Origin of the sequence: Rubrivivax albus, assembly GCF_004016515.1 — a bacterium.
In the GTDB taxonomy this organism is placed as follows: domain Bacteria; phylum Pseudomonadota; class Gammaproteobacteria; order Burkholderiales; family Burkholderiaceae_C; genus Rubrivivax; species Rubrivivax albus.
The window spans coordinates 306,653-331,267 of the sequence record NZ_SACT01000003.1 but is presented as its reverse complement, the minus strand read 5'-3'; the positions used below and the strand labels follow the sequence as shown (position 1 = coordinate 331,267).

The window sequence follows — 24,615 nt, the reverse complement described above, 5'->3', positions numbered from 1 at the left end:
TGGGGTTGGGGCCGAGAGCGGTCCTGGTGGACTCAGTCGGCGGTGGAACTCAGGAAGCGTTCGGCCAGGCGCACCCAGAAGGCCGCGCCGATGGCGATGTTGGTGTCGTCGAAGTCGTAGCCCGGGTGATGCACCATGCAGCTGCCCGGGCCGCTGCCGTTGCCGATGAGCAGGTAGCTGCCCGGCACGTGCTGCAGCATCACGGCGAAGTCCTCGCTGCCGCCCAGGGCCGGGCCCTGCGAGGTGAAGTCGGTGTCGCCAACGAGTTCGCGGGCCACGTCGCGCGCCAATGCCGTTTCGGCCGTGTGGTTCACCAGCACCGGGTAGTCGCGGCGGTAGTCCACCGTGGCGTGCACGCCGAAACTGGCCGCCTGGGCCTGCACCAGCGCGTGGATGCGCGCCTCCAGCAGGTCGCGCACGGCGGCATCGTGGGCGCGCACGCTCAGTTGCAGCACCGCCTGCGCCGGGATCACGTTGTTGGCCTCGCCGGCGTGCAGTGCCCCCACGGTGACCACGGCCGCGGCCTGCGGGTCGACATTGCGCGACACCACCGTCTGCAGCGCCATCACGATGGCCGCCGCAGCCACCACCGGGTCGGCCGCCAGGTGCGGCATCGCGCCGTGGCCGCCGGTGCCGTCGAGCGTGACGGTCACGTCGTCCGACGAGGCCATCATCGCCCCGTCGCGGAACACGAAGTGGCCGCTGGGCACGCCCGGCATGTTGTGCAGGGCGAACACGGCGTCGCAGGGGAAACGCTCGAACAGGCCCTGCTCGACCATCAGCTTCGCGCCGCCGGGGTGTTCCTCGGCTGGCTGGAAGATCAGGTGCAGCGTGCCGTTGAAACGCCCTTCGCTGGCCAGGTGCTCGGCCGCCGCCAGCAGCGTGGCGGTGTGGCCGTCGTGGCCGCAGGCGTGCATCACGCCCGCGTGCACGCTGGCCCAGGCGCGGCCGCTGGTCTCCTGCAGCGGCAGCGCGTCCATGTCGGCGCGCAGGCCCAGCCGGCGGGGGCCGTTGCCGCGCTGCAGCGTGCCCACCACGCCGGTGGTGGCCAGGCCGCGGTGGACGGCGTAACCGAAGGCCTGCAGCCGTTCGGCCACCACGGCCGCGGTCCGTGTCTCGTGCAGGCCCAGTTCCGGGTGGCGGTGCAGGTCGCGCCGCAGCTCGACGAAGGCCGGCGCACGCTGCCGCAGCGCGGTGATCAGCGGATGTTCGACGACGGCTTGCATGAAAGTGCATGCTAGGTGGCCAATCTGGCAACCGGAAGGCAGAATGAAGTCAACATGACAACCTCAGGTTGACAGTCGCCCATGACGCTGCAGCAGCTTCAAGCCCTGGCCCTGGTGGTGGACCAGGGCGGCATCCGCGCGGCGGCGCGGGCGATGCACCTGTCACCGGCGGCGGTGACCAAGGCGATGCGCACGCTGGAGGACGAGGCCGGCGTGCCCCTGCTGCTGCGCGGCTCGCGGGGCGTGGCGCTCACGCCAGCCGGCGAGCGCCTGCTGGCGCGGGCGCGCGTGGTCACGCGCCAGGTGGCGCTGGCGCGCGACGACCTGCAGCAGGCGGCCGGCGCCGACGCCGGCAGCGTGCGCCTGGGCATCACGCCCTTTGCCACGCTGACGGCGCTGGGCGAAGCGTTCGCGTGGTTCCGCCAGCGCTACCGGCAGGTGGAGGTGCACACCATCGAGGGCCTGATGGCGCGCGTGCTGCCCCGGCTGCGCGACGGCACGCTGGACCTGGCCGTGGTGGCGCCCGACGTGGGCGAACTGCGCGACGGCGAGTTCCACTGCCAGCCGATCCGCCGGGCGTCACAGCACGTGGTGCTGCGCGAAGGCCATCCGCTGCTCGCGCTGCCGGCGACCGAACGAACGGCCGAGCGGCTCGTCGAGCAGGAGTGGGTGCTCACGGCCGCGGTTCGCCACGAAGACCCGCCACGACTCGCCGCGATGTTCGCTGCTGCTGGTGTCGCGCCACCGCGCCGGGTGCTGGTCTGCGAGACGCTGGCTGCGATGACGCTGCTGCGTCATTCCGACGCGCTGAGCATCTTCCCGGCGCCGCTGCTCGGCCATCCGGAGACGCGCGGCATCGTGGCCCTGCCGGCGTCACCGCTGCACCCGGGCGACATCGAGCTGACATTGCTGACGCGACCGGACGTGCCGCTGACGCCCGCGGCGGCCTACTTCGCGCACTGCCTGGCCGAGGTGGCCGGGCGGGGCGACGGCCAGGTCAGGCCGGCCGGCTGATCAGTCGTTCCAGCTGATCACCGGCCCGAGCTTGCGCTGGGCCAGGAACACCGCCTCGCGCAGCGACAGGGCGGCGCCGCCGTCGTGCCAGGCCATGGCCGTGGTCATGGCCCCCCGACCGGCACGGCTGCCGCGGGCCGCCTGCCGCACCGGCAGGTCGTAGCGCACGTAGTAGCACTCCATGGCCCGGTCGTGCGCCAGTTCAGGCGGGTCATCGGCGTCATGGCTGCCGTAGAGCAGGTGATGGCGCACGATGCGCACGTGGCAGGTCGTCACGCCGCCGTGGAACCACAGGCCGTGTTTCACGCTGGGCAGTCGGTCGAGTTCGTCCATGGGGCGGCTGGCGTGCTGCTGCGACGACCCCGGTGTACACGGGGCCATGCGGCGCCGGCAACCGGGCTGACCCGATCCCGGGGCGCCGCGCCGCTCTGGCACGGCCAGCGGCGAGCGGCAGCACCGGAAGGTGCGTGATCCGATCAAGTCGGCGAAGGACGTCGCCGAAGTGAGCAGACTTCAGTGCGAATCGTGCAGGCTGCGCCGTTCCGCCTGCCGCCAGGCCCCGGGAAACTGCAAAAAACTGCATGAGGCCCGTGATGACCTTCCCAACCACCCCCGCCTGCACGCCTGTCCGAACCGCCGACGGCGGGGCCACCACCCTGTTCCTCGGCGCTGCCGACCTCCAGCGTCTGGTGCATCGCCTGGGCTTGCCGGCCTGCATTGCCGGCGTGGCCGCGCAGATCGAGGCCGACTTCCGCCGCTGGCCCGACTTCGACAAGAGCGCGCGCGTCGCCGCGCACAGCGACGTCGGCGTCATCGAGCTGATGCCGGTGGCCGACGCGGCGCGCTTCGCCTTCAAGTACGTCAACGGCCACCCGAAGAACACCGCCGCCGGCCTGCCCACCGTGATGGCCTTCGGCCTGCTGGCCGACGTGGCCACGGGCACGCCGACGCTGCTGGCCGAGCTGACGCTGCTCACCGCCATCCGCACCGCCGCCATGTCGGCCCTGGCTGCGCGACACCTGGCGCGGCCGGGCAGCGGCACGATGGCGCTGATCGGCAACGGCGCGCAGGCCGAGTTCCAGGCCCTGGCCTTCCGTGACCTGGTCGGCATCACCACGCTGCGCCTGTTCGACACCGATCCCGCCGCCACCGCCAAGCTGCAGGCCAATCTGGCCGGCCAGGGGCTGACGATGCGGGTCTGCGCCAGCGCCGCCGACGCGGCGCAGGGTGCCGACATCGTCACCACCGTCACCGCCGACAAGACGCGGGCCACCATCGTCACGCCCGCCATGCTGGCCCCGGGCCGCCACTTCAATGCCGTGGGTGGCGACTGCCCCGGCAAGACCGAGCTGCACCCGGACGTGCTGCGCGCCGCGCGCGTGTTCGTCGAGTACGAGCCGCAGAGCCGCATCGAGGGCGACGTGCAGCAGATGCCGGCCGACTTCCCGGTCATCGAGTTCTGGCGCGTGCTGTCCGGCGAAGCGCCGGGCCGGGCAACGGTCGACGAGATCACCGTCTTCGACTCGGTGGGTTTCGCGTTGGAGGACCACGCCGCACTGGTCTGGCTGGCCGACGCGGCGGCTCGCCAGGGGCTGGGCCGTCCGCTGGACCTGGTGGCCGCGCCGGCGGACCCGAAGAACCTGTTCGGCACGCTGGCGCCGGCGGGCGAATCCGCAGCGCGTCTGGCCGCCACCGAACAAGCCACGGCCATCGCCGCCTGAAACCCCGGGCCGGGCGCAGCTTCTGCGCCTGCCAGGCCCCCGAACCGCGCAAGATTCGTTGGCTGGCGCGCCACACTGCGGGCCGTCGCTGCCGTTCCGCCGGAGTCGCCATGACCGCGCCCGTTTCGCCCGCCCCGTTCACTCCGCTGCCCGCGCGTCCGCCGCTGCGCCAGGCCATCGCCGCGCTGACCCGCACGCCCGAGCCCGACCTGCTGCCCGGCCTGCTGGACCAGGCGCGGCTGGCGCCCGAGGCCTCGGCGCGGGCCCAGGCGCTGGCGCTGCGCATCGCCAAGGGCGTGCGCGAACGCAGCCGCGACCGCGGCCGCGCTGGCCTGGTGCAGGGCCTGCTGCAGGAATTCGCGCTCTCGTCGCAGGAGGGCGTGGCGCTGATGTGCCTGGCCGAGGCGCTGCTGCGCATCCCCGACGCCGCCACGCGCGATGCGCTGATCCGCGACAAGATCAGCCGCGGCGACTGGCAGGCCCACGTGGGCCGCAGCCCCTCGCTGTTCGTCAACGCCGCCGCCTGGGGCCTGCTGCTCACCGGCAAGCTCGTGGGCACGCACAGCGACGAAGGGCTGACCGCCGCGCTGCGCCGCATCGTCGGCCGTGGCGGCGAGCCGCTGGTGCGCAAGGGCGTGGACGTGGCGATGCGCATGATGGGCGAGCAGTTCGTCACCGGCGAGACCATCGCCGAGGCGCTGCAGAACGCCCAGCCGCGTGAGGCCCAGGGCTTCCGCTACAGCTATGACATGCTGGGCGAGGCGGCGCTGACCGAGACGGATGCGGCGCAGTACCTGGCCGCCTACGAGCAGGCCATCGACGCCATCGGTGCGGCGTCCGCCGGCCGTGGCATCGTCGCCGGCCCGGGCATCTCCATCAAGCTTTCGGCGCTGCACCCGCGCTACGCCCGCGGCCAGTCCGCGCGCGTGATGGACGAGCTCTACCCGCGTTTGCTGGCGCTGGCGACGCGCGCGAGACGGCACGACATCGGCCTGAACATCGACGCCGAGGAAGCCGACCGGCTGGACCTGTCGCTGGACCTGCTGGAGCGCCTGTGCGAGGACCCGGCCCTGACGGGCTGGCACGGCGTGGGCTTTGTCATCCAGGGCTACGGCAAACGTTGCCCGGCGGTGGTGGACTTCCTCGTCGATCTGGCGCGACGCACGCAACGGCGCTTGATGGTCCGCCTGGTCAAGGGCGCCTACTGGGACAGCGAGATCAAGCGCGCGCAGCTCGACGGCCAGGCCGGCTACCCGGTCTACACGCGCAAGGCCTACACCGACGTCGCCTACCTGGCCTGCGCACGGAAGATGCTGGCCGCACCGGACGCCATCTACCCGCAGTTCGCCACCCACAACGCGCAGACGCTGGCCGCCCTCCACGAGATGGCCGGCGGTGCCGACGCACCCGCGGACCGTTACGAGTTCCAGTGCCTGCACGGCATGGGCGAGCCGCTGTACGAGCAGGTGGTGGGGCCGGCCTCGAAGGGCGGCCTGGGCCGACCGTGCCGCATCTATGCGCCGGTGGGGTCGCACGAGACGCTGCTGGCTTACCTGGTGCGCCGGCTGCTGGAGAACGGCGCCAACACCAGCTTCGTCAACCGCGTGGCCGACGAATCGCTGGCGCTGGCGACGCTGGTGGAAGACCCAGTGGCGACCGTGGAGCGCCTGGCGGCGGCCGAAGGCGCCGTGGGCCTGCCGCACCCGAAGATCCCGCTGCCGTTGGCGCTGTTCGGCGCGGTGCGCGTGAACTCGCGCGGCCTGGACCTGGCCGACGACGCCCAGCTTGCGCACATCGACGCCGCGCTGACGGCCGATGCCGCAACGCCCTGGACGGCCGAGCCGCTGCTGGCCACCGACGCCCAGCCCGATCCTGCCGAGCCGGTGCACAACCCCGCCGACCCAGCCGACCGCGTGGGCACCGTGCAGCCGGCCAGCGCCGCCGACGTGGCCGCCGCGCTGGCCGCCGCCGAGGCCGCGGCGCCGGCCTGGGCCGCCGAGCCGCCGGCGCGGCGCGCACGGATCCTGGAGGCCGCCGCCGACGTCCTGGAGGCCGCCACCGAACGCCTGCTGCCGCTGCTGATGCGCGAAGCCGGCAAGACTGCGGCCAACGGCGTGGCCGAGGTGCGCGAGGCGGTGGACTTCCTGCGCTACGACGCGCAGCAGCTGCGTCAAGGCTGGGACAACGCCACGCACCGCGCGCTTGGCCCGGTCGTCTGCATCAGCCCCTGGAACTTCCCGCTGGCCATCTTCACCGGCCAGGTGGCCGCGGCGCTGGCCGCTGGCAACGTCGTGCTGGCCAAGCCGGCGGAGCAGACGCCGCTCGTGGCCGCCGAGGCCGTGCGCCTGCTGCACGCCGCCGGCGTGCCGCGCGCCGCGCTGCAGCTGCTGCCCGGCCGCGGGGAGACCGTCGGCGCCGCGCTGGTGGCCGACGCCCGCGTGCGCGGCGTGCTGTTCACCGGCTCCACCGAGGTGGCGCGCCTGCTGCAGCGCACGCTGGCCGCGCGGCTGAACCCCGACGGCCAGCCGGTGCCGTTGATCGCGGAAACCGGGGGTCTCAACGCGATGGTGGTCGACACCTCGGCGCTGCCGGAGCAGGTGGTGCAGGACGTCATCGGCTCGGCCTTCGACAGTGCCGGCCAGCGCTGCAGCGCGCTGCGCCTGCTGTGCGTGCAGCGCGAGGCCGCGCCGCGCGTCCGCGCGATGCTGCTGGGCGCGATGCAGGAACTGCGCATCGGCGATCCGCGCCAGCTGGCCACCGACGTCGGCCCGGTGATCGACGACGACGCGCGAGCGGGCCTGGAGCGTCACATCGACGCCATGCGCGCCAGTGGCTACGCCGTCACGCAACCGGTGCCCGCACCGGACGGCGGCTGCTTCGTGCCGCCGACGCTGATCGACCTGCCGTCGCCACAGGCGCTGGCGCGCGAGGTCTTCGGCCCGGTGCTGCATCTCGTCACCTACGAGCGCGAGCAGTTGCCGTCGCTGCTGGCCCAGGTCAATGCCGCGGGCTACGGCCTGACGGGTGGCGTGCACACGCGCATCGACGAGACCGTGGTGCACGTGGCCGCCGGCCTGCGCGCCGGCAACCTCTACGTCAACCGCAACATGGTCGGCGCCGTGGTGGGCGTGCAGCCCTTCGGCGGCGAAGGGCTGTCCGGTACCGGCCCCAAGGCCGGGGGGCCGCTGTACCTGCTGCGGCTGCTGGCCGCCTGCCCGCCCGACGCTGCACGGCGCGCGGTGGAGGCCGCCGGCACCGACGCCACCGCGCCGGTGCGCGGCTTCGACGTGGTGGCAGCGCGCGCCGGCAGCGCGCCGCAGGCGCTGGCCGCCTGGGCCGAAGTGCATCGCGACGCAGCGCTGGCCCAGGCCGTTCGCGACGCCGTGGCGGCGTCGCCTGCTGGCCGCTGGCGCACGCTGACTGGCCCCACCGGTGAGGCCAACCTCTACGCCGTGCTGCCGCGCGAGCGCGTGCTTTGCCTGGCCACCGACGACGCGGCGCGCCTGCATCTGCTGGCCACCGTGCTGGCCGTGGGTGCCACGGCCGTCTGGCCGGCCGATGCGCTGGCCCTGGCGGCGCGCCTGCCCGAGGCCGTGCGCGAGCGCATCGTGACCGCGCAGGACCCCTGGGCCGGCACCGTGCCGCTGGACGCCGTGCTGCATGCCGGCCCGGCCGCAGAACTGCCGGCGCTGCAGCAGCGGCTGGCCACGCGGCCCGGTGCCATCGTGGGCCTGACGCACGTGCCGCCCGGCGCCAGCGTGCCGCTGGAGCGTCTGGTGCACGAGCGCGCGCTGAGCATCAACACGGCGGCGGCGGGCGGCAATGCGTCGCTGATGACGATTGGCTGAGGCCGGACTGAAGACAGTCCCTGCGGACTGGCTTCAGCCTGCCGAAGCGGCCGAGCTCTGCGAGGCCGTGGGGGAGGCTGCGCCGCGCCGCGCGGGCGCACACAATGCGGCGATGCGGTTTTCTGATCCCCTGCACGGCCTGACCGTGCTCGAACGTGGCTGGCTCTCGTCGAACAACCTGCTGATCCATCCTGCGCCGGGCGAACCCGGCGCGGTGCTGGTGGACACCGCCCATGTCAACCATGCCGCTCAGACCGTGGCCCTGGTGCGCGAGGCACTCCACGGCGAGCCGTTGGCGCATGTGCTCAACACCCACCTGCACTCCGACCACTGCGGCGGCAACGCCAGCCTGCAGCGTGCCTTCGGCGTGCCGGTGGCCATCCCGCCTGGCCTGGCCGATGCGGTGAAGGCCTGGGACGACGCGGCGCTGAGCTATGCCGCCACCGGCCAGCGCATGGAGCGCTTCGAGCCGCAGGCACTGCTGAACCCCGGCGACGCCGTCGAGTCCGGCGGCCGCAGCTGGGAGGTGCTGGCCGCACCGGGCCACGACCCGCATTCGGTGATGCTGTTCGACCGCGCGCACGGCGTGCTCGTGAGCGCCGACGCGCTGTGGGAACACGGCTTCGGTGTCGTCTTCCCGGAGATCGACGGCGAACCCGGCTTCGACGACGTGGCCATGGTGCTGGAGCGCATCGCCGCCCTGCCGGTGCGCGTGGTGATCCCCGGCCATGGCCGCCCGTTCACCGATGTGGGTGCTGCTCTGGAACGCAGCTTCGCCCGCATCCGCGGCTTCCAGGCCGACCCGGCGCGCCACGCCCGCCATGCCGTGAAGGTGCTGGTGAAGTACCACCTGATGGAAGAGCGCGAACAGCCGCTGGACGCGCTGCTGGACTGGGCGGAGACCACGCCGCTGCTGCGCGGCGTCTGGGAACGCTGGCCACCGGCCGGCGCCGCGTCGCCGCGCGCGTGGCTGCAGGCCGTGGTGGCCGACCTGGTGAACGGCGGCGCGCTGCGGCGCGACGGCGGCGTGATCCGCGACGCCTGATCAGCCCACGGGCTTCGCGGCGGCCGCCGCGATCAGCGCGTCATCGGCCGCGTTTGCGCGCAGCCGCGCCGGCCGCTGCGCATGCGCCTGCACGTAGGCCACGAACTCCGGCCGCTCCGGGATCGACTTGAACATCAGCCCGAAGCTCAGGTGCGACGCCACGTACAGGTCGGCCGCGCTGAAGCGGTCGCCGGCGATGAAGCGGCGCCCGGCCACGGCCGCGGACAGCGTGTCCATCACGCGGTCGAAGTCGCCATAGCCGACGAAACCCTGCTTCTCCGGCGGCACCGTCACGCCCAGTGCGCGGTTGGTGATGGCCGCCTCCAGCGGCCCGGCGGCGAAGAACAGCCAGCGGAAGTAGGCACCGCGTTCGGCCGGCGGCGGTGCCAGACCGGCGGCGGGGAAGGCATCCGCCAGCGTGGCCAGGATGGCCGGCACCTCGGTGACCACGGTGCCGCCGATCTTCAGCGCCGGCACCTTGCCCATCGGGTTGACGGCCAGGTAGTCCGGCGCCTTCATCGTCGTGCCGTAGTCGAGCACCACCGTCTCGTAGGGCTGGCCGGTCTCCTCGAGCATCCAGCGTGCGATGCGGCCGCGGGACTGGGGGTTGGTGTAGAGGGTCAGGGCGGGCATGGCGGGGCTCCGTGGGCGGCAGTGGAGCAGTATGGCGTCTGTCGCGGCAAAGATGGACCGGCGTCGCCCTGCTGATCGGCGCAATGCCTGCTGCCCACCGGGGGCACGATGCCCATGCGTCGATCCCTGTTCTTCGGCGCAGGAGTCGCAGATGCCGACGACGACCCGCCGCCCGCCTTGCCGCCCGTCCTACGAGCCGGCGCCGCTGCATGTCGTGGTGGCCGACGTGCCCGTGTCGCGTCTGGCCGCCTTCCGCGACCTGATGGCCGCCGAGGGCTGGCCGGTGGACCTGCCGCGCATGTGCCACGACCGGCTCTACGCCTACGAACGCATGGCCCTGGGCCACACCAGCGCCTGCCGGCGGCTGCGCGCGGCCGCGGTGACGCTGTTCGCGGATTACGAGCGGCTGCCGGCGGCAGGGCAGGTGCACTGACGGTCGAAGCCGAGGCGGTCTGCCTGGTGCCACGCGTCTGGCCCTATCCGATGACGGTCAACAGCTCCGCGACCACCACGAACCCGTCGCCCTCATCGCCCACCTCGATCACGATCGGTACGTAGCCCGGCTGATCCGAGTCGGGATGCAGCGTGATGCGTTCGTGCCGCCAACCATCTTCGCCCTCGGGCACCTTCTCGCTGCGGTAGACCTTGACGGTGTACCGCCCGCCCGTGTCCGGGTCGGAGATGTCGCGGTGCTGGACTACCACCACCTTGCCCTGGCGCGTTCCCCTGGGGTTGGCACGGAACAGGCACCACGCCCCGTTGGGGATGCGCCGGTTCATCGACTCGCCCACGACCTGGGCCACGAAGAGACCGGGCTGAGGGTGAATCCAGTCCGGCAGCGCGACCCAGTCGATCGCGTGCTCGTCCAGTGACTGGACACCGGAGAAGCTGCCCGCGGCGAAACGCAGTTCGACGACCGGCGCTGCCGGCACGCCTGCCACGCGTTCTTCTCGCGTCACCCGCCTGAGGGGGACGACGTTGGATCCCGTGTCTTCGACCGCAGCAGCGGGCACTGCTGCGGCGGGGCTCGTGTCTTGACTCGCACTTTCAGCCCGCAACCTCGAGCGCAGGTACGCGGCCAGCGGCGCATCGGTGCAGTACACGTAGCAGCCCTTCATGCCGCGCGTCATGAGGGTGCGGTAGGTGTTCTTGACGATGGTGTCCGCCAGCGCCTGCGCGCGGCCGGGATCGGACTTGCGCAGTTGCTTGAGCCCCTTGACCGACTGGTCCGACGACGCCCGCTGGCTCGCATCGGTCACGACCTGCCCGTCGCGATAGACCAGATCAGGCCCGATGATGACCCCGACATGGTCCAGTTCGAGACCCTGGCAGGTGTGGATGCACCCGACCTGTTCCACCGAACCCGGCGTGACGATCCACAGGCTGCCGTCCTTGTCCAGGTTCCAGCGGCGGCGGTAGTCGAAGGCCTCCATCTCGATGTCCCACGCGGCTGGATCGCGCTTGCTCGGCCAGGTCCAGCAGTAGCCCGCCACCACCCGGGCGCGATTGCTGGCGCGGTTCTTCCGCACGATGAGGTCGTGCAGTTCGGCCGGGCTGTCCAGTACCCGGAAGTCGTACTCGCTGGTGTCCAGCGTCGGGTTCGCCGTCTCGCGGATGCCCAGCGTGTGGTCCAGCCAGGCCAGGTAGCCGTCCGAGCCGTTGCATCGGAACTGGGACGCGAGTGCCAGCTCGGTCACCTCGGCGCCGAGCGCCTGTGCTTGGCGCCGGAGTTCCTCGGTGTGTCCGATGTCCAGCAACGTCACCCGCTGGTCGTCGTCGACGAAGAAGATGGTGCAGCGCGATGCCTGGATCAGTTCCTTCACCTGGTTCTCGCCGAGGTTGCGGTACAGGCCACTCTTCTCGTTGAGCCGGTGGGCCTCGTCGACGATCAGCGTGTCGTAGGTGTCCGACGCATCGTTCACGAAGGCGCCAGAGCCGCTGAACAGGTTGCTGATGCGGGTCTTGGTGAACGCCCCGGCCAGCCGGGCTTCGTAGACGGCGCGCGGCGCCGCGTTCTTGGACACGTAGCGCGCATTGCGTCCACGACCGATCAGGGTGCCCAGCAGATTGATGGCGACCACCGATTTCCCGGTGCCCGGCCCGCCCTGCACGATGACGACCTGCTTGCGCGCGTCGGCTCTGGCGTCGACGGCGAGGATGGTCTCGTGCACCAGCTTCTGGTCGTCGATGAGCACGAACTCCGGCTTGCCCTGTAGCAGCCCGGCGACGCTGTCGATCAGCAGCTTCGATGGTCTGATGCGTCCGTTCTCGATCGCGTACAGCGCGCCCTTGCGATCGCCGTGACGCACGTGTTCGCGGATGAAGGCCTGCAGCCTGGCGCGTTCCCTGGCCAGGAACAACGGTGCGCGGGCCAGGTGGGCCTGGTAGTGCGCATGGTCGATCTCGCCGTCGCGCGGGTGGTTGTGCAGGTAGGCGCAGGGCTGCAGGGCCATGTCGCCGTCCTGCACTGCGGCGTTGAAGTCCTGCAGGTAGGCGGCATACGACCATGCCTGGTACGACGGGTGCGGCCCCTCGCGCTCTGCGGTAGCGCCGCCGCGTCTTGCCCACACGATCGCGTCCTTCTCGCTGCGGCGCGACGCCGACCACTGCTTGAGCTCGACGATGATGACCATGCTGCGGGCCCCGGCGTCCTCCCCGGTGATCAGGAAGTCGATCCGTTTCGAGCTCTGGGGCAGCTGGTACTCGATGGCCACCCCGGCGTCCTCCGGGATCTCGTCGTCGCCGAGCACCTTGGCCATCTCCAGCAGTGAATGTTTCCAGGCCCGCACTTCGGCGGGGCTGGCGCCGTGGCCCGTGGCATGGCGGAAGTGGCGGGAGACCACGTCCTCGATGTCGTCCCGCAGCGCGTGGCGCAGAAACTGCCGCTTGTTCGCCTGGTAGATGATCATGCGGGAGGAATTGCCCTCATGTCGCTCAAAGCTCGTCGTACTTCCGGCTGCTGCCTCGGGCGCGTTCGACCGGGTACTTCTGCGCGTTGAGCGCCAACTTCGCTTGGGCCGCGGCGATGGGGTCGATGCCCAGCGCGTCGGCCAGCTGGATCAGGTACAGCAGCACGTCGGCCACCTCGGCGCCCACCGCCGTGCGCTTCTCCTGCGGCAGGTCCCGGCTCTGGGCCTCCGTCATCCACTGGAAGTGCTCCAGCAATTCGGCCGCCTCCACCACTAATGCCGAGGCGAGGTTCTTGGGCGAATGGAACTGCTGCCAGTCCCGGTCGGTGTTGAACTGCTGCAACTGCTGCGCGAGATCGGCAAGGGAGTCGGGCATGCGGGTCTCCCGGTGCATGGACGCACCGTGGGCGTGATGTCGTCTGGCCGGGTAGTTGCCGGTTGGCGTCGTTCGAGGCAATCCTAACGGTCACGGGGTCAGCCCCGGGCGTGCGCTCAGGCGACGTCCGGCTCCGGCAGCAGTGCGGTCAACGGCACGGCCTCGACCCGGTCGGCCAGCGCGTAGCGTCGGCTGCCGGGGTACACGACGTAGAGGCGTTCCAGTCCCAAGTCGCCGAGCGCGATGCGCATCGACGGTGTCAGCGCCGGGGCGTCGCTCAGCTTGAATTCGACACCGACGCGCCGGCCGTCCTTGATCATCAGCAGGTCGAGTTCGGCGCCGCCGTGCGTGGCCCAGAACCAGGCTTCGTCCGGCTGCGCGATGCGCAGCACCTGGTCGAGCGCGAATCCTTCCCAGGAGGCACCGGCCTTGGGGTGCCGGAGCAGCGCCGTGGCGTCACCGGCACCCAACAGTTCGTGCAACAGGCCGCTGTCGCGCAGGTAGACCTTGGGCGCCTTCACCTGCCGCTTGCCCAGGTTGGCATGCCAGGGCTGCAGCTGGCGCACCAGGTAGGCCTGCGTCATCCAGTCGAGGTAGCGGCGCACCGTGCTCTCGTTGACGCCCAGCGAGCGCGCGGGATCCGCGGCGTTCCAGACCTGGCCGTGGTAGTGCGCCAGCATCGACCAGAAGCGGTGGATGGCCGGCGCCGGCGCGTTCAGGCCGAGTTGCGGCAGGTCGCGCTCGACGGTGTTGCGGATGAAGCCCTGCCGCCAGGCACGGCTGTCGGCGTCGCTGGCCGAGAGGAAGGAGCGCGGGAAGCCACCGCGCCACCACAGTCCGGCCGCACTGGTAGGCCCGGTGTCGGCGAGCGTGAAGCCGCCAGCTTCGATGATCTCGATGCGGCCGGTCAGCGATTCGGCGGCCTGGCGCAGCAGCGTCGGCGATGCGCTGCCCAGCAGAAGGAAGCGTGTGGATTGGCCCGGCCTGTCGATCAGCACGCGCAGCGGCTTGAACAGGTCGGGCGCATGCTGCACCTCGTCGATCACCACCAGGCCGCGCAGGTCGCGCAGCACGCTCAGCGGCTGCGTCAGTGCTGCCGCTGCGGCGGGGTCCTCCAGATCGAACCAGTTCGGCGAGTCGGCCGGCAACCGTGCGCGCGCCAGCGTGGTCTTGCCCACCTGCCGCGGACCCACCAGCGCTACCGCCGGACTGCGGGCGAGTGCGCGGTCCAGCGCGGCAGCCAGGAGTGGGCGATCGAGCATGCGGGATGCTACCTTGAAATTCCCGCACGACATGCGGGAATTTCAAGGTGCGTCCTGAGCGGCCTTGACTGTGCCTTGGTCTTCGCCCACATCCGCTGCGCGGACATGAGCGTCGCCCGCGCAAGGACAAGCCGCGCTTCGCGCGGCGGGCTTACAGGCCGGCCGCAGCGCGTAGCGCCGCAGCCTTGTCGGTACCTTGGTCCGCACTCACATCGCTGACGCGATATGAGTGCAGCCCCAGAACTGCCAAGCTCGCTTCGCTCAGGGCCTTACAGGCCCGCAGCCGCGCGCAGCGCGGCTGCCTTGTCGGTCCTCTCCCACGTGAACTCGGGCTCTTCGCGGCCGAAGTGGCCGTAGGCCGCGGTCTTCTCGTAGATCGGGCGCAGCAGGTCCAGCATCTGGATGATGCCCTTGGGCCGCAGGTCGAAGTGCTCCTGCACCAGCTTGGCGATCTGCTCGTCGGGGATGACACCGGTGCCTTCGGTGTAGACGGTGATGTTCATCGGCCGCGCCACGCCGATGGCATAGGCCACCTGGATCTGGCACTGCTTGGCCAGGCCGGCGGCCACCACGTTCTTGGCCACGTAGCGTGTGGCGTAGGCGGCGGAACGGTCGACCTTGCTCGGGTCCTTGCCGCTGAAGGCGCCGCCGCCGTGCGGGCAGGCGCCGCCGTAGGTGTCGACGATGATCTTGCGGCCGGTCAGACCGCAGTCGCCCTGCGGGCCGCCGACGACGAAACGGCCGGTGGGGTTGATCAGGTACTTGGTGTCCTGCAGCCATTCCTTGGGCAGCACCGGCTTGATGATCTCCTCGATCACGGCCTCGATGAAGCTGGCCTTCATCTTGGTGGCGGTCTCGCTCTGGTCGGGGCTGTGCTGGCTGCTCAGCACCACGGTGTCGATGCTGTGCGGCTTGCCGTCCACGTAGCGCATCGTCACCTGGCTCTTGGCGTCCGGGCGCAGGAAGGGCAGGCGGCCGTCCTTGCGCAGCTGGGCCTGGCGCTCCACCAGGCGATGCGCGTAGTAGATCGGCGCGGGCATCAGCTCCGGCGTCTCGTCGCAGGCGTAGCCGAACATCAGGCCCTGGTCGCCGGCGCCGGTGTTCAGGTGGTCGTCGCTGGCGTGGTCCACGCCCTGCGCGATGTCGTTGCTCTGCTTGTCGTAGGCCACCAGCACCGCGCAGCCCTTGTAGTCGATGCCGTACTCGGTGTTGTCGTAGCCGATGCGCTTGATGGTGTCGCGCGCGACCTGGATGTAGTCGACCACCGCGTTGGTGGTGATCTCACCGGCCAGCACCACGAGGCCGGTGTTGGTCAGCGTCTCGGCCGCGACCCGGCTCTTGGGGTCCTGCTTGAAGATCGCGTCGAGGATGGCATCCGAGACCTGGTCGGCCACCTTGTCGGGGTGACCTTCGGAGACGGATTCGGATGTGAAGAGGAAATCGTTCGCCACAATAGACTCCAGAGGTTGCAGTGTTGCGTCGCCAACCCGAACTGCCTGGAATGCGGCGAACGCTTTAGCGGTACTTGGCGCACCGTGGCCGGTGCTGTCGCCCCGCAAGTTGTCCTTTAACTCGGCGACGTGCCGATTATACGAAGCATGATGTTCCTGTTGCGCTGGCTGGGCCGGCGCCCGCTGTGGCTTCTGCACGCGCTGGGCGCGGGGCTGGGGCGCCTGGCCTGGTGGGGCTCGGAGCGCTACCGCCGGCGCATGCGCACGAATGCGGCGCTGGCCGGCGTGGACGAGGCCACCGTGCGCGCGGCGGTGCACGAGGCCGGCCGCATGATTGCCGAGCTGCCGCGGCTGTGGCTGCGCCCGCCGGGCCGGCCGCTGGCCGACCCGGTGCGCTGGGACGGCGACACCTGGCTGGCCGGGCTGCTGGAGGCCCACCGCGGCGTGGTGCTGCTGACACCGCACCTGGGCAGCTTCGAGGTGGCCGGCCAGGCCTATGCCGAACGCTTTGGCGAGCAATGGCCGATGACCGCGCTGTACCGCCCGGCCGAGAACGCCTTCGTGCGCCGGCTGGAGGAGACCGCACGCGCCCGCCCGGGGCTGATGACGGCGCCCGCTTCGGTGGGCGGCGTGCGTCAGCTGCTGCGCGTGCTCAAGGCCGGGCAGACCGTGGGCATGCTGCCCGACCAGGTGCCGCCCAAGGGCATGGGCGTGTGGGCGCCGTTCTTCGGCAAGCCGGCCTTCACGATGACGCTGGCGGTGCGCCTGGCACGCCAGAGCGGCGCGGCACTGGCCGTGCTGTGGTGCGAACGGCTGCCTCGGGGCCAGGGCTACGTGGTGCATGCGCAGCCGCTGGCGCACCCGCCGGCGGAGGACGCCGACGAAGTGGCCGCGGCCACCGCCATCAACGCGTCGATGGAAGCCGTCATCCGCCAGTGCCCGCAGCAGTACCTGTGGGGCTACTTTCGCTACAAGGGGCCCAGCGAATGATGGGGCGGATGATGGCCCGACTGCTGCTGGGGCTGCTGTGGTGGCTGCAGTGGCTGCCGCTGTCGGTGCAGGCGGCGGTTGGCCGCAGCTTCGGCGCCCTGCTGTACCGCGTGGGCGGCAGCCGCCGGCGCATCGCGAGGCGCAACCTGGAACTCTGCTTTCCCGAGATGGGCACTGCCGAGCGCGAGGCCCTGGTGCGCGACCACTTCGGCTGGTTGGGCCGCAGCCTGCTCGAGCGCGGGCTGCTCTGGTACGCCCGCCCCGAGCGGCTGAAGCGGCTGATCCATGTGGAAGGCGACATCGGCCTGGCCGCACGCAGCGCGCAGCCGGTGATGTGGCTGGTGCCGCACTTCATGGCGCTGGACGTCGCCGGCGTGGCTACGCAACTGTTCCAGACCCAGTGGGTGGGCTCGATCTACCAGGCGCAGAGCAACCCGGTGTTCGACACCGCGATGCGCCGCGGCCGGCTGCGTTTCGGCGGCGGCGAGGTCTTCGAGCGGCACGACCAGGGCGCGCTGCCGCTGGTGCGCGCCATCCGCAAGCGGCGCATGGCCTTCTTCAACCTGCCGGACATGGACTTCGGCCGCAAGGAGACCGTGTTCGCGCCCTTCTTCGGCGTGCCGGCGTCCACGCTGCTGGCGCCTTCGAAGATGGCCCGCAGCCTGAAGATGGTGGTGCAGCCGGTGGTGGCCGAAATGCTGCCCGGCGGCCAGGGCTGGCGCGTGCGCTTCGGCGAACCCTGGACCCACTGGCCCACCGACGATGCGGCGGCCGACGCCGCCACGATGAACGCCTGGATCGAGACCGAGATCCGGCGCATGCCGGCGCAGTACCTGTGGGTGCACCGGCGCTTCAAGACGCGGCCGGAGGGCGAGGCCGGGCTGTACCAATAGGTCAGCGTCGGCCGCCTTCGGCTGCGGCTACCGCGTCCATCAGCTTGCGCAGCCGAGCCGAGGCGTCGACCACCGGTTGCCAGTCGCTGCGCTTGCCTGTGTCATCCCAGACCCGCAGCCGCACGGCATCGTCGGCAAAGGCCTGGCGGGCGAACGCCCCGCAGGCCGCATCGTCCATCGTCCCACCCTGCAGGGCCAAGCTGCGCACGGAGTCGGGCGAAAGGCGATCCCGGTAGCGTGGCTGCGTGCTGACCAGGTACCGCTTGGCCAGCACATGCAGCGCCACCGGTGCGGCCACCGCTGTGCCGAACAGCGGCTCGAGCACGCGAGCGGCCAGGGACTCGTGGCGGTCGTCGTGACCCTGCAGCGTGGGCGTGCCGTCCAGGCCCGTCATCAGATGGCCCAGGTCGTGCAGCCAAGCGGCCAGCTGCAGCGCCGGGGTCGCGCCAGCTTCGCGCGCGAGTTCGCCGCACTGCCAGGCGTGCTGCCATTGGGTGATGCCCTCGCCGTCATAGGCCAGGTCACCACGGCTGGCGTAGAGCGCTGCAATGTCGTCTGCGGTCATGTTCCAACGATCGGCCACTTGTGTGACGGCTCTTTGACACGCAACCGTCACGGCATCGTCACCGATGCTGCCTACCGTCGCGCCCCATGGTGCTGGATGTTGCCGTGCGCGTGGCGAAAGCCGACAAGACGTTCCCCGGCGGTCGCCGGGCGTTGCGTGGGGTCGGCTTCGAAGTCCGCGCCGGCGAGCGCGTGGCCCTGCTTGGCGCCTCGGGCTCGGGCAAGTCGACCCTGATCCGTGCGCTGTGCGGCCTTGAGACGCTCGACGCCCGCGGCGGAGAGGTGGCTGTGCTCGGCCGGCCGTTGCAGGCGGGTGGCCGCTTGGCCGACGACATCCGGGTGCAGCGACGCGCCATCGGGGTGATTTTCCAGCAGTTCAACCTGGTTGGCCGTCTGCCCGTGCTGACGAATGTGCTCACGGGTCTGGCCCCGGAGCTGCCGCTATGGCGCGCGGTGCTGGGCCGCTTCGACACCAGCGAAAAGGCCCGTGCCCTGGATGCCCTGGATGCCATCGGGCTGGCGGAACAAGCCTTCCAGCGGGCCAGCACCTTGTCCGGCGGGCAGCAGCAGCGTGCAGCCATCGCTAGAGTGCTGGTGCAGGGTGCGCAGTTGCTGCTGGCCGACGAGCCCGTGGCGTCGCTGGACCCGGAGTCCACGCGGCGCGTGATGGACCTGCTGCTGCAGATCAACCGCGAACGTGGCATGACGGTGATCGTGAGCCTGCACCACGTGGCGCTGGCACGCCGCTACTGCGAGCGCGTGATTGCGCTGCGCGACGGCGAGCTCGTCTTCGACGGCCCGACGCGGCAGCTGACGCCTGCCTTCCTGCGTGACCTCTACGGCACGGCCGTCGAGGAGCTGGAGATCGAGGATCCCTTGTCCGAACCCCCGCCGATGTCCCTGCTGGCCGCGGCCTGATCGAACCGAAACCGAGGAGAAACAAGACATGTCGTCCATGACCCGTCGACTGGCCCTGGCCAGCCTTGCCGCGTTGAGTTGCGCTACCGCGGCCGTGCAGGCCCAGGAGATCAACTTCGGCGTCATCGCCACCGACAGCGCCAGCACCCAGCGCGAACGCTGGGAGCCCTTCTTCCGCGACATGGAGAAGAAGACCGGCCTGAAGATCAGGAGCTTCTACGCGCCCGACTATGCCGGCGTGATCGAGGCCATGCGCTTCAACAAGGTGCAGGTGGCCTGGTTCGGCAACAAGTCGGCGATGGAGGCCGTCGACCGCGCCAGCGGCGAGATCTTTGCCCAGGTGATGTACGCCGATGGAACCTTTGGGTATCACGCGCTGTTGATTGCGCACAAGGACAGCCCGTACAACAACCTCGATGATGTATTGAAGAACGCGAAGAACATCAACTTCAGCATCGGCGATCCGAACTCGACGTCCGGCTTCCTGGTCCCTACGTTCTATGTCTTTGCGAAGAACGGCGTCGATCACCGCACCGCGTTCAAGTCGATCCGCAATGCCAGCCACGGCGCCAACCTGCAGGCGGTGCTGGCCAGGCAGGTGGACGTGGCCACCAACAACACCGAAGACTTCGGCAAGCTGCAGAGCAGCAAGCCAGAACTGGCCAGCCAGCTCAAGGTGCTCTGGAAGAGCCCGCTGATCCCGAGCGACCCGTTCGTCTGGCGCACCGACCTCGACCCTGCGGTCAAGGCCAAGCTCAAGAACTTCGTCCTCGGCTACGCGAAGACCGATCCCGAGGAGAAGAAGATCCTGGGTGTCATCTACAACTATGGCGGCTTCCGGGACAGCAACAACGACCAGCTGATCCCGATCCGCCAGCTCGAGCTCTTCAAGAGTCGTGCCAAGGTTCAGGGCGACGACAAGCTGTCGGCCGAGGAGAAGGCCAAGGCGCTGGCCGAGATCGACGGCAAGCTGAACGCGCTCAGCGGCAGGTGAGCTCTCCGCAAGCGTCATGAACGCTGCTGCCGCCCCGAGTGCGGCTTCGCTGGAACGCATCGCCCGCCAGGCCGCCGCCGAGCGGCCCGGCTGGCTGCGTCACGCCGGGTGGGCCGCCGTGGCGCTGGTGCTGGCCTGGGCCTGGCACGGGGCTGAGATCCGGCCGCTGGACCTGTGGCGCGACAGCGGCAACATCGGCACCTACGCGGCCGATTTCTTCCCCCCCGACTTCACCGACTGGCGCATCTACCTGCGCGAGATGGTGATCACGGTCCACATCGCCATCTGGGGTACGCTGCTGGCGGTGCTGGCGGCGGTGCCGATGGGGTTGATGAGCAGCGCCAACATCGCGCCGCGCTGGTTGTACCAGCCGGTCCGCCGTCTGATGGACGCGTGCCGCGCCATCAATGAGATGGTGTTCGCGATGCTGTTCATCGTTGCCGTCGGCCTGGGCCCGTTTGCGGGGGTGCTGGCGCTGGCGGTGCACACCACGGGCACCCTGGCCAAGCTGTTCTCCGAGGCGGTGGAGGCCATCGACCCCCGGCCGGTGGAGGGCATCCGTGCCACTGGCGCCCACAAACTGGTGGAGATCGTCTACGGCGTGCTGCCACAGGTCATGCCGCTCTGGCTGAGCTTCACGCTCTACCGTTTCGAGAGCAACGTGCGCAGCGCCAGCGTGGTGGGCATGGTCGGTGCCGGCGGTATCGGCGTCGTGCTGTTCGAGGTGATCCGGGGCTTCCAGTACGCGCAGACCTGCGCGGTGCTGTTGATCCTGGTGGTCAGTGTCTCGGCGATCGACCTGCTGTCCGCCACCCTGCGAAAGCGCTTCATCTGATGCCCTCGGCGGCGCCCGCTGTGTTCGACTGGCACATGCCGGTGGCCGTGCGCTTTGGGAGCGGATGCACGCAGGCACTGCCCGGCGAACTGGGCAGTCGCCCGGTGGTCGTGATGGCCTTCGCGCCGGCCCGGCCGTTGGGCCTGCAGGCGGCCTGGGCGGAAGGCCTGGGTGATCGGCTGCTCGACTGGGTGGACGTGCCCGAGGGCCTGTCCACCCTGGCCGTGGCGCGGCAGCTGGCACCGCGCGTGTGGCAAGCCCTGGATCATGCGCCGGAAACGGTGCTGCTGGGCCTGGGCGGCGGCAGCGTGCTCGATCTGGCCAAGCTGTTGAGGGCGCGGCCCGCGGTGACTGACTTTGATGCTGTGGCGGCTGCAGTACGCAGCCAGGCCCCTTGGCCCGCGCTTGCCCGTGCACCCTTGTGGCTGGTGCCGACCACCGCAGGCACGGGCAGCGAGGTCACCCGCTGGGCCACGATTTGGGATACCGACGGGGCGGTGGCGCTCAAGCGTTCCTTCGATGAACCCTGGGGCTATGCCGACCGCGCCTGGATCGACCCGACGCTGACCCTCAGTGCCCCGCTGGCACTGACCCGTGACACAGCGCTCGACAGCCTGGCCCACGCGCTGGAGGCCCTCTGGAACCGGCACGCCAACCCGGTGAGCGATGCGCTGGCGGTCCAGGCGGCGTGCCGCATCCGGGCGCACCTGCCCGCAGTGCTTGCCGCACCGCAGCGCCTGGAGGGCCGGGAACAGCTGGCGCTGGCCGCGGCGGAGGCCGGGATTGCCTTCTCGCAGACGCGCACGGCGCTGGCCCATGCCCTGAGCTATACCCTCACGCTGGAGCAGGGTGTGCCGCACGGCCAGGCCGTGGCGGCCTGGTTGCCCACTGCCTGCCGGCTGGCCACCGGCCGGGACGCCGGCATCGATGCCCGGCTCGAAGCCGTCTTCGGCGTGCCTGCGACGGCGGCCGCCGCGACACTGGAGGACTGGCTGGCCGGTCTGGGCGTGGCCACCGATGCGCTGGCCTACGGCGTCAGGGACGGCGAGGCGCGGGTGCAGGCCGCCTTGCGCAGTCCACGGGGCCGCAACTTCATCGGTGCAGACGTCATGGGAGGCCTTTCGTGAGTTTCGACGTGGTCGTCATGGGGGCCGGCATCGTCGGCCTGGCCCACGCCCTGGCCGCCGCGCGGCGCGGCCTGCGGGTGGCGGTGGTGGAGCGTGATCATCGATGCGTGGGCGCGTCCATCCGCAACTTCGGTTTCGTCACTGTCACCGGGCAGCCGGCTGGCGACACCTGGCGCCGCGCTCGGGCCAGTCGTGACATCTGGGCCCGCGTGGCGCCGCAGGCCGGCATTGCGATCGAGCACAGCGGCCTGTGGCTGCTGGCGCACCGGCCCAGGGCTGCCGAGGTGCTGAAGGCCTTCATGCGTACGCCGATGGCGCAGGGCAACGAACTGGTCGACCCCTCGGAAGCTGCGGCCCGGTCCCCGGCGCTGCGGACCGACGGCGCCACCGCGGCCATGTGGTCGCCACACGAACTGCGGGTCGAATCACGCGCGGCGATCCCGCGCCTGGCGGCCTGGCTGGCCGAACAGCACGGCGTGGTGTTCCACTGGGGCGAGGCGGTGCTGGAGGCCGGCGGCGGACGCGTGCGCACGTCCGCGCGCACGCTCGAAGCCGGCCGCGTGGTGCTGTGCCCGGGCACCGCGCTGACCGGCGTGGCCGCACCGGCGATCGCCCGCCACCGATTGGACCTGACGCGACTGCAGATGCTGCGCGTGCGCCCGCCGCCGGGCTTCCGGTTGGGAAGCGCGGTCATGGCCGACCTCAGCCTGGTGCGCTACGGCGGCTATGCGGCGCTGCCCGAGGCGGCGCCGCTGCTTGCACAGCTGCAGTCCGAAGCAGCGGCCAGCCTGGCCGCCGGCATCCACCTGATCGTGGTGCAGAGCGCCGACGGCACGCTGGTGGTCGGCGACTCGCATCACCGCTTCGCGACGCCGGAGCCGTTTGCCGACGAGCAGGTGGACCAGCTGATCCTGAAGCATCTGCGCGAGTCGCTGAAGCTAGACCAGGTTGACGTGGTCGAGCGCTGGACGGGCGTCTACCCCACCGGCGCGCCGGTCGATTGCGTGATCGAAGCCCCGGACGCGGACACGCGTGTGGTCGTCGTCACCAGCGGCACCGGCGCCAGCACGGCATTCGGCATCGCCGAGGAGGTCTTTGATGGTTGGGAATGAGGTAGGCCTGGCGGCCGTGGTCTTCGACTGGGCAGGCACAGTGGTCGACTTCGGCAGCCTCGCACCGATGGGGGCCTTCGTTGAACTGTTCGCATCTGAAGGTGTGCACATCACCATCGAGGACGCGCGCGTGCCGATGGGTTTGCCCAAGTGGCAGCACATCCAGGCGCTGGGGCGGTTGCCGCGCGTGGCCGCGGCTTGGCAGGCCCGCCACGGCGGCGCGCTGACCGATGCCGACGTCGACCGGCTCTATGAGCGTTTCACCCCGATGAACATGGCCGCCGTGCCGCGGCACGCGACCCTGGTCGAGGGCGTCCCGGCGCTGGTGCAGGCCCTGCGCACACGGGGCTTGAAGATCGGCAGCACGACCGGCTACAACCGCGAGATCATGGCAGTGCTCGCACCGTTGGCTGCCGAGCAGGGCTTCGAGCCGGACAATCTCGTGTGCGCCGGAGACGTGAGCCAGAACCGCCCGGCGCCGCTGGGCATGTACCGGACCTTCATCGACCTCGGTGTCTGGCCGGCACGACGTGTCGTGAAGGTCGACGACACGGTGCCGGGGCTGATGGAAGGCCGGGCGGCCGGTTGCTGGACGGTGGCGATCACCGACAGCGGCAACGAGACCGGCGTGTCGGCCGCCGACTGGCAGGCGATGCCTCAGGCCGAACAGGAAGACCGCCGGCGCGGGGCCATGCGCCGCCTGGCCGCCGCCAGCCCCGACTACACGATCAGGACCGTGGCCGACCTGCTGCCGGTGCTTGATGCCATCGAGCGGCGGCTGGTCGCCGGCGAATCGCCGCACTGACCAGGGCCCACGGCCGGGGCCGATAATCCCGGCCATGCGGCTGCCATTCACCAAGATGCACGGCGCGGGCAACGACTTCGTCGTGCTCGACGCCACGCGCGCGCCGCTGGCCCTGGACACGGCGCAGCTGCAGCGCCTGGGCGACCGCCGTTTCGGCGTCGGTGCCGACCAGATCCTGGTCGTCGAGCCGGCGCCGTCGCCCGACGTGGACTTCGGCTACCGCATCTTCAACGGTGCCAGCGGCGCCGAGGTGGAGCACTGCGGCAACGGCGCGCGCTGCTTCGTGCGCTACGTGCGAGGGCACGGCCTGACCGACAAGGCCAGCGTGCGCGTGCGCACCGTCAACCGTGTGCTCGAACTCACCGAACAGGCCGATGGCCGCGTCACCGTGGACATGGGTGCGCCGGCCTTCGAGCCCAGCGCGCTGCCTTTCGACCCGGCCGGCCTGACCCCGCGGGTGGAGAACGGCTTCCCGCTGTGGCCGCTGGCCGTGGACCACCACGGTGTGGAGGTGGCCGTGCTGTCCATGGGCAACCCGCACGCCGTGCTGTGGGTGGACGACGTCGACACCGCACCGGTGGCCACCGTGGGCCCGGCCATCGAGAACCACCCGCGCTTCGCGCGCCGGGTCAACGTCGGCTTCCTGCAGGTGGTCTCGCGCCAGCGCGTGCGTCTGCGCGTGCACGAGCGCGACGCTGGCGAGACCCTGGCCTGCGGCACCGGTGCCTGTGCCGCGGTGGTGGCCGGCATCCGTCTGGGCTGGCTGGACAGCCGTGTGGACGCGGAACTGCGCGGTGGCACGCTGACCATCGAATGGGCCGGCGGCGCGGTGCGCATGACCGGGCCGGCCGAGACCGTGTATGAAGGCGAGATCGAACTGTGAGCCGCCGCG

General features: G+C 70.9%; 22 protein-coding genes. 14 read left to right on the top strand and 8 right to left on the bottom strand.

Annotated elements, in window-relative coordinates; translation table 11 throughout:
- Positions 1 to 32: 32 nt before the first annotated feature.
- Complete coding sequence (locus ENE75_RS12155; protein WP_128198566.1) at positions 33 to 1,226, bottom strand: M20 aminoacylase family protein; 1,194 nt, start codon at positions 1,224 to 1,226, stop codon at positions 33 to 35.
- 81 nt (positions 1,227 to 1,307) lie between these two features.
- Here ENE75_RS12155 and ENE75_RS12150 point away from each other — a divergent pair, with 81 nt between their 5' ends.
- Entirely contained in the window at positions 1,308 to 2,240 is a 933-nt protein-coding gene (locus tag ENE75_RS12150; RefSeq protein ID WP_128198565.1) for a LysR family transcriptional regulator, read from the top strand.
- On the opposite strand, the gene ENE75_RS12145 is transcribed toward ENE75_RS12150, so the two are convergent.
- Entirely contained in the window at positions 2,241 to 2,573 is a 333-nt protein-coding gene (locus ENE75_RS12145; protein WP_128198564.1) for a hypothetical protein, read from the bottom strand.
- Positions 2,574 to 2,833: 260 nt separating this feature from the next.
- On the opposite strand from ENE75_RS12145, the gene ocd reads away from it, so the two are divergent.
- The 3 genes from ocd (at position 2,834) to ENE75_RS12130 (ending at position 8,854) form a co-directional block, all read left to right on the top strand.
- Positions 2,834 to 3,961, top strand: coding sequence for an ornithine cyclodeaminase (gene ocd / locus ENE75_RS12140; protein WP_128198563.1), 1,128 nt, complete (start codon positions 2,834 to 2,836; stop codon positions 3,959 to 3,961).
- 110 nt (positions 3,962 to 4,071) lie between these two features.
- The gene (gene putA / locus ENE75_RS12135; protein WP_128198562.1) at positions 4,072 to 7,809 is read left to right on the top strand and encodes a trifunctional transcriptional regulator/proline dehydrogenase/L-glutamate gamma-semialdehyde dehydrogenase; all 3,738 of its coding nucleotides are present in this window, start codon (positions 4,072 to 4,074) and stop codon (positions 7,807 to 7,809) included.
- A 112-nt stretch (positions 7,810 to 7,921) separates the two neighbouring features.
- A complete protein-coding gene (locus tag ENE75_RS12130) occupies positions 7,922 to 8,854 on the top strand; it encodes an MBL fold metallo-hydrolase (RefSeq protein ID WP_128198561.1) in 933 nt (310 codons plus the stop codon).
- Here ENE75_RS12130 and ENE75_RS12125 read toward each other — a convergent pair whose 3' ends face one another.
- Entirely contained in the window at positions 8,855 to 9,487 is a 633-nt protein-coding gene (locus ENE75_RS12125; RefSeq protein ID WP_128198560.1) for a glutathione S-transferase family protein, read from the bottom strand. It lies immediately after the preceding gene.
- A 151-nt stretch (positions 9,488 to 9,638) separates the two neighbouring features.
- On the opposite strand from ENE75_RS12125, the gene ENE75_RS12120 reads away from it, so the two are divergent.
- Entirely contained in the window at positions 9,639 to 9,920 is a 282-nt protein-coding gene (locus ENE75_RS12120) for a hypothetical protein (RefSeq protein ID WP_128198559.1), read from the top strand.
- Between the two features lie 43 nt (positions 9,921 to 9,963).
- On the opposite strand, the gene ENE75_RS12115 is transcribed toward ENE75_RS12120, so the two are convergent.
- The 4 genes from ENE75_RS12115 to metK form a co-directional block, all read right to left on the bottom strand.
- Positions 9,964 to 12,396 (bottom strand): DNA/RNA helicase domain-containing protein, encoded by a 2,433-nt coding sequence (locus ENE75_RS12115; RefSeq protein ID WP_128198558.1) that lies wholly within the window; start codon positions 12,394 to 12,396, stop codon positions 9,964 to 9,966.
- Between the two features lie 25 nt (positions 12,397 to 12,421).
- Positions 12,422 to 12,772 (bottom strand): nucleotide pyrophosphohydrolase, encoded by a 351-nt coding sequence (locus ENE75_RS12110; RefSeq protein WP_128198557.1) that lies wholly within the window; start codon positions 12,770 to 12,772, stop codon positions 12,422 to 12,424.
- Between the two features lie 116 nt (positions 12,773 to 12,888).
- Positions 12,889 to 14,034: an ATP-binding protein gene (locus tag ENE75_RS12105; RefSeq protein ID WP_128198556.1), complete on the bottom strand. Its 1,146-nt coding sequence runs from the start codon at positions 14,032 to 14,034 to the stop codon at positions 12,889 to 12,891.
- A 269-nt stretch (positions 14,035 to 14,303) separates the two neighbouring features.
- Positions 14,304 to 15,485 (bottom strand): methionine adenosyltransferase, encoded by a 1,182-nt coding sequence (gene metK / locus ENE75_RS12100; RefSeq protein WP_128198555.1) that lies wholly within the window; start codon positions 15,483 to 15,485, stop codon positions 14,304 to 14,306.
- A 147-nt stretch (positions 15,486 to 15,632) separates the two neighbouring features.
- Here metK and ENE75_RS12095 point away from each other — a divergent pair, with 147 nt between their 5' ends.
- Together ENE75_RS12095 and ENE75_RS12090 are read left to right on the top strand one after the other, a co-directional pair.
- Positions 15,633 to 16,475 carry a lysophospholipid acyltransferase family protein gene (locus ENE75_RS12095; RefSeq protein WP_128198554.1) on the top strand — a complete coding sequence of 281 codons (843 nt, stop codon included), beginning with the start codon at positions 15,633 to 15,635 and terminating at the stop codon, positions 16,473 to 16,475.
- Positions 16,476 to 16,486: 11 nt separating this feature from the next.
- Positions 16,487 to 17,368, top strand: a complete 882-nt coding sequence (locus ENE75_RS12090; protein WP_375138487.1) for an LpxL/LpxP family acyltransferase — start codon at positions 16,487 to 16,489, stop codon at positions 17,366 to 17,368.
- A 1-nt stretch (position 17,369) separates the two neighbouring features.
- On the opposite strand, the gene ENE75_RS12085 is transcribed toward ENE75_RS12090, so the two are convergent.
- Positions 17,370 to 17,933 carry an HD domain-containing protein gene (locus tag ENE75_RS12085; protein ID WP_128198553.1) on the bottom strand — a complete coding sequence of 188 codons (564 nt, stop codon included), beginning with the start codon at positions 17,931 to 17,933 and terminating at the stop codon, positions 17,370 to 17,372.
- Positions 17,934 to 18,019: 86 nt separating this feature from the next.
- Here ENE75_RS12085 and phnC point away from each other — a divergent pair, with 86 nt between their 5' ends.
- From phnC to dapF, 7 genes are read left to right on the top strand one after another with little or no spacing between them, the layout of a single operon-like run.
- Positions 18,020 to 18,850 carry a phosphonate ABC transporter ATP-binding protein gene (gene phnC, locus ENE75_RS12080; RefSeq protein WP_128198552.1) on the top strand — a complete coding sequence of 277 codons (831 nt, stop codon included), beginning with the start codon at positions 18,020 to 18,022 and terminating at the stop codon, positions 18,848 to 18,850.
- A gap of 37 nt (positions 18,851 to 18,887) precedes the next feature.
- The gene (phnD, locus tag ENE75_RS12075) at positions 18,888 to 19,844 is read left to right on the top strand and encodes a phosphonate ABC transporter substrate-binding protein (protein WP_128198765.1); all 957 of its coding nucleotides are present in this window, start codon (positions 18,888 to 18,890) and stop codon (positions 19,842 to 19,844) included.
- 16 nt (positions 19,845 to 19,860) lie between these two features.
- Positions 19,861 to 20,679 carry a phosphonate ABC transporter, permease protein PhnE gene (gene phnE / locus ENE75_RS12070; protein ID WP_128198551.1) on the top strand — a complete coding sequence of 273 codons (819 nt, stop codon included), beginning with the start codon at positions 19,861 to 19,863 and terminating at the stop codon, positions 20,677 to 20,679.
- A gap of 20 nt (positions 20,680 to 20,699) precedes the next feature.
- Entirely contained in the window at positions 20,700 to 21,806 is a 1,107-nt protein-coding gene (locus ENE75_RS12065; RefSeq protein WP_158288926.1) for an iron-containing alcohol dehydrogenase, read from the top strand.
- 17 nt (positions 21,807 to 21,823) lie between these two features.
- Positions 21,824 to 22,918, top strand: a complete 1,095-nt coding sequence (locus ENE75_RS12060; protein ID WP_128198764.1) for a TIGR03364 family FAD-dependent oxidoreductase — start codon at positions 21,824 to 21,826, stop codon at positions 22,916 to 22,918.
- Entirely contained in the window at positions 22,905 to 23,723 is an 819-nt protein-coding gene (gene phnX / locus ENE75_RS12055) for a phosphonoacetaldehyde hydrolase (protein WP_128198549.1), read from the top strand. The genes ENE75_RS12060 and phnX overlap by 14 nt, the downstream gene beginning before the upstream one ends.
- 34 nt (positions 23,724 to 23,757) lie before the next feature.
- Positions 23,758 to 24,606 carry a diaminopimelate epimerase gene (dapF, locus tag ENE75_RS12050; protein WP_128198548.1) on the top strand — a complete coding sequence of 283 codons (849 nt, stop codon included), beginning with the start codon at positions 23,758 to 23,760 and terminating at the stop codon, positions 24,604 to 24,606.
- Positions 24,607 to 24,615: the final 9 nt, after the last annotated feature.

Bases quoted from the DNA above. Each gene is read 5' to 3' on its own strand.
- ENE75_RS12155 (WP_128198566.1), bottom strand. From the start codon at position 1,226: ATGCAAGCCGTCGTCGAACATCCGCTGATCACCGCGCTGCGGCAGCGT.
- ENE75_RS12150 (WP_128198565.1), top strand. From the start codon at position 1,308: ATGACGCTGCAGCAGCTTCAAGCCCTGGCCCTGGTGGTGGACCAGGGC.
- ENE75_RS12145 (WP_128198564.1), bottom strand. From the start codon at position 2,573: ATGGACGAACTCGACCGACTGCCCAGCGTGAAACACGGCCTGTGGTTC.
- ocd (WP_128198563.1), top strand. From the start codon at position 2,834: ATGACCTTCCCAACCACCCCCGCCTGCACGCCTGTCCGAACCGCCGAC.
- putA (WP_128198562.1), top strand. From the start codon at position 4,072: ATGACCGCGCCCGTTTCGCCCGCCCCGTTCACTCCGCTGCCCGCGCGT.
- ENE75_RS12130 (WP_128198561.1), top strand. From the start codon at position 7,922: ATGCGGTTTTCTGATCCCCTGCACGGCCTGACCGTGCTCGAACGTGGC.
- ENE75_RS12125 (WP_128198560.1), bottom strand. From the start codon at position 9,487: ATGCCCGCCCTGACCCTCTACACCAACCCCCAGTCCCGCGGCCGCATC.
- ENE75_RS12120 (WP_128198559.1), top strand. From the start codon at position 9,639: ATGCCGACGACGACCCGCCGCCCGCCTTGCCGCCCGTCCTACGAGCCG.
- ENE75_RS12115 (WP_128198558.1), bottom strand. From the start codon at position 12,396: ATGATCATCTACCAGGCGAACAAGCGGCAGTTTCTGCGCCACGCGCTG.
- ENE75_RS12110 (WP_128198557.1), bottom strand. From the start codon at position 12,772: ATGCCCGACTCCCTTGCCGATCTCGCGCAGCAGTTGCAGCAGTTCAAC.
- ENE75_RS12105 (WP_128198556.1), bottom strand. From the start codon at position 14,034: ATGCTCGATCGCCCACTCCTGGCTGCCGCGCTGGACCGCGCACTCGCC.
- ENE75_RS12095 (WP_128198554.1), top strand. From the start codon at position 15,633: ATGATGTTCCTGTTGCGCTGGCTGGGCCGGCGCCCGCTGTGGCTTCTG.
- ENE75_RS12090 (WP_375138487.1), top strand. From the start codon at position 16,487: ATGGCCCGACTGCTGCTGGGGCTGCTGTGGTGGCTGCAGTGGCTGCCG.
- ENE75_RS12085 (WP_128198553.1), bottom strand. From the start codon at position 17,933: ATGACCGCAGACGACATTGCAGCGCTCTACGCCAGCCGTGGTGACCTG.
- phnC (WP_128198552.1), top strand. From the start codon at position 18,020: ATGGTGCTGGATGTTGCCGTGCGCGTGGCGAAAGCCGACAAGACGTTC.
- phnD (WP_128198765.1), top strand. From the start codon at position 18,888: ATGACCCGTCGACTGGCCCTGGCCAGCCTTGCCGCGTTGAGTTGCGCT.
- phnE (WP_128198551.1), top strand. From the start codon at position 19,861: ATGAACGCTGCTGCCGCCCCGAGTGCGGCTTCGCTGGAACGCATCGCC.
- ENE75_RS12060 (WP_128198764.1), top strand. From the start codon at position 21,824: ATGGGGGCCGGCATCGTCGGCCTGGCCCACGCCCTGGCCGCCGCGCGG.
- phnX (WP_128198549.1), top strand. From the start codon at position 22,905: ATGGTTGGGAATGAGGTAGGCCTGGCGGCCGTGGTCTTCGACTGGGCA.
- dapF (WP_128198548.1), top strand. From the start codon at position 23,758: ATGCGGCTGCCATTCACCAAGATGCACGGCGCGGGCAACGACTTCGTC.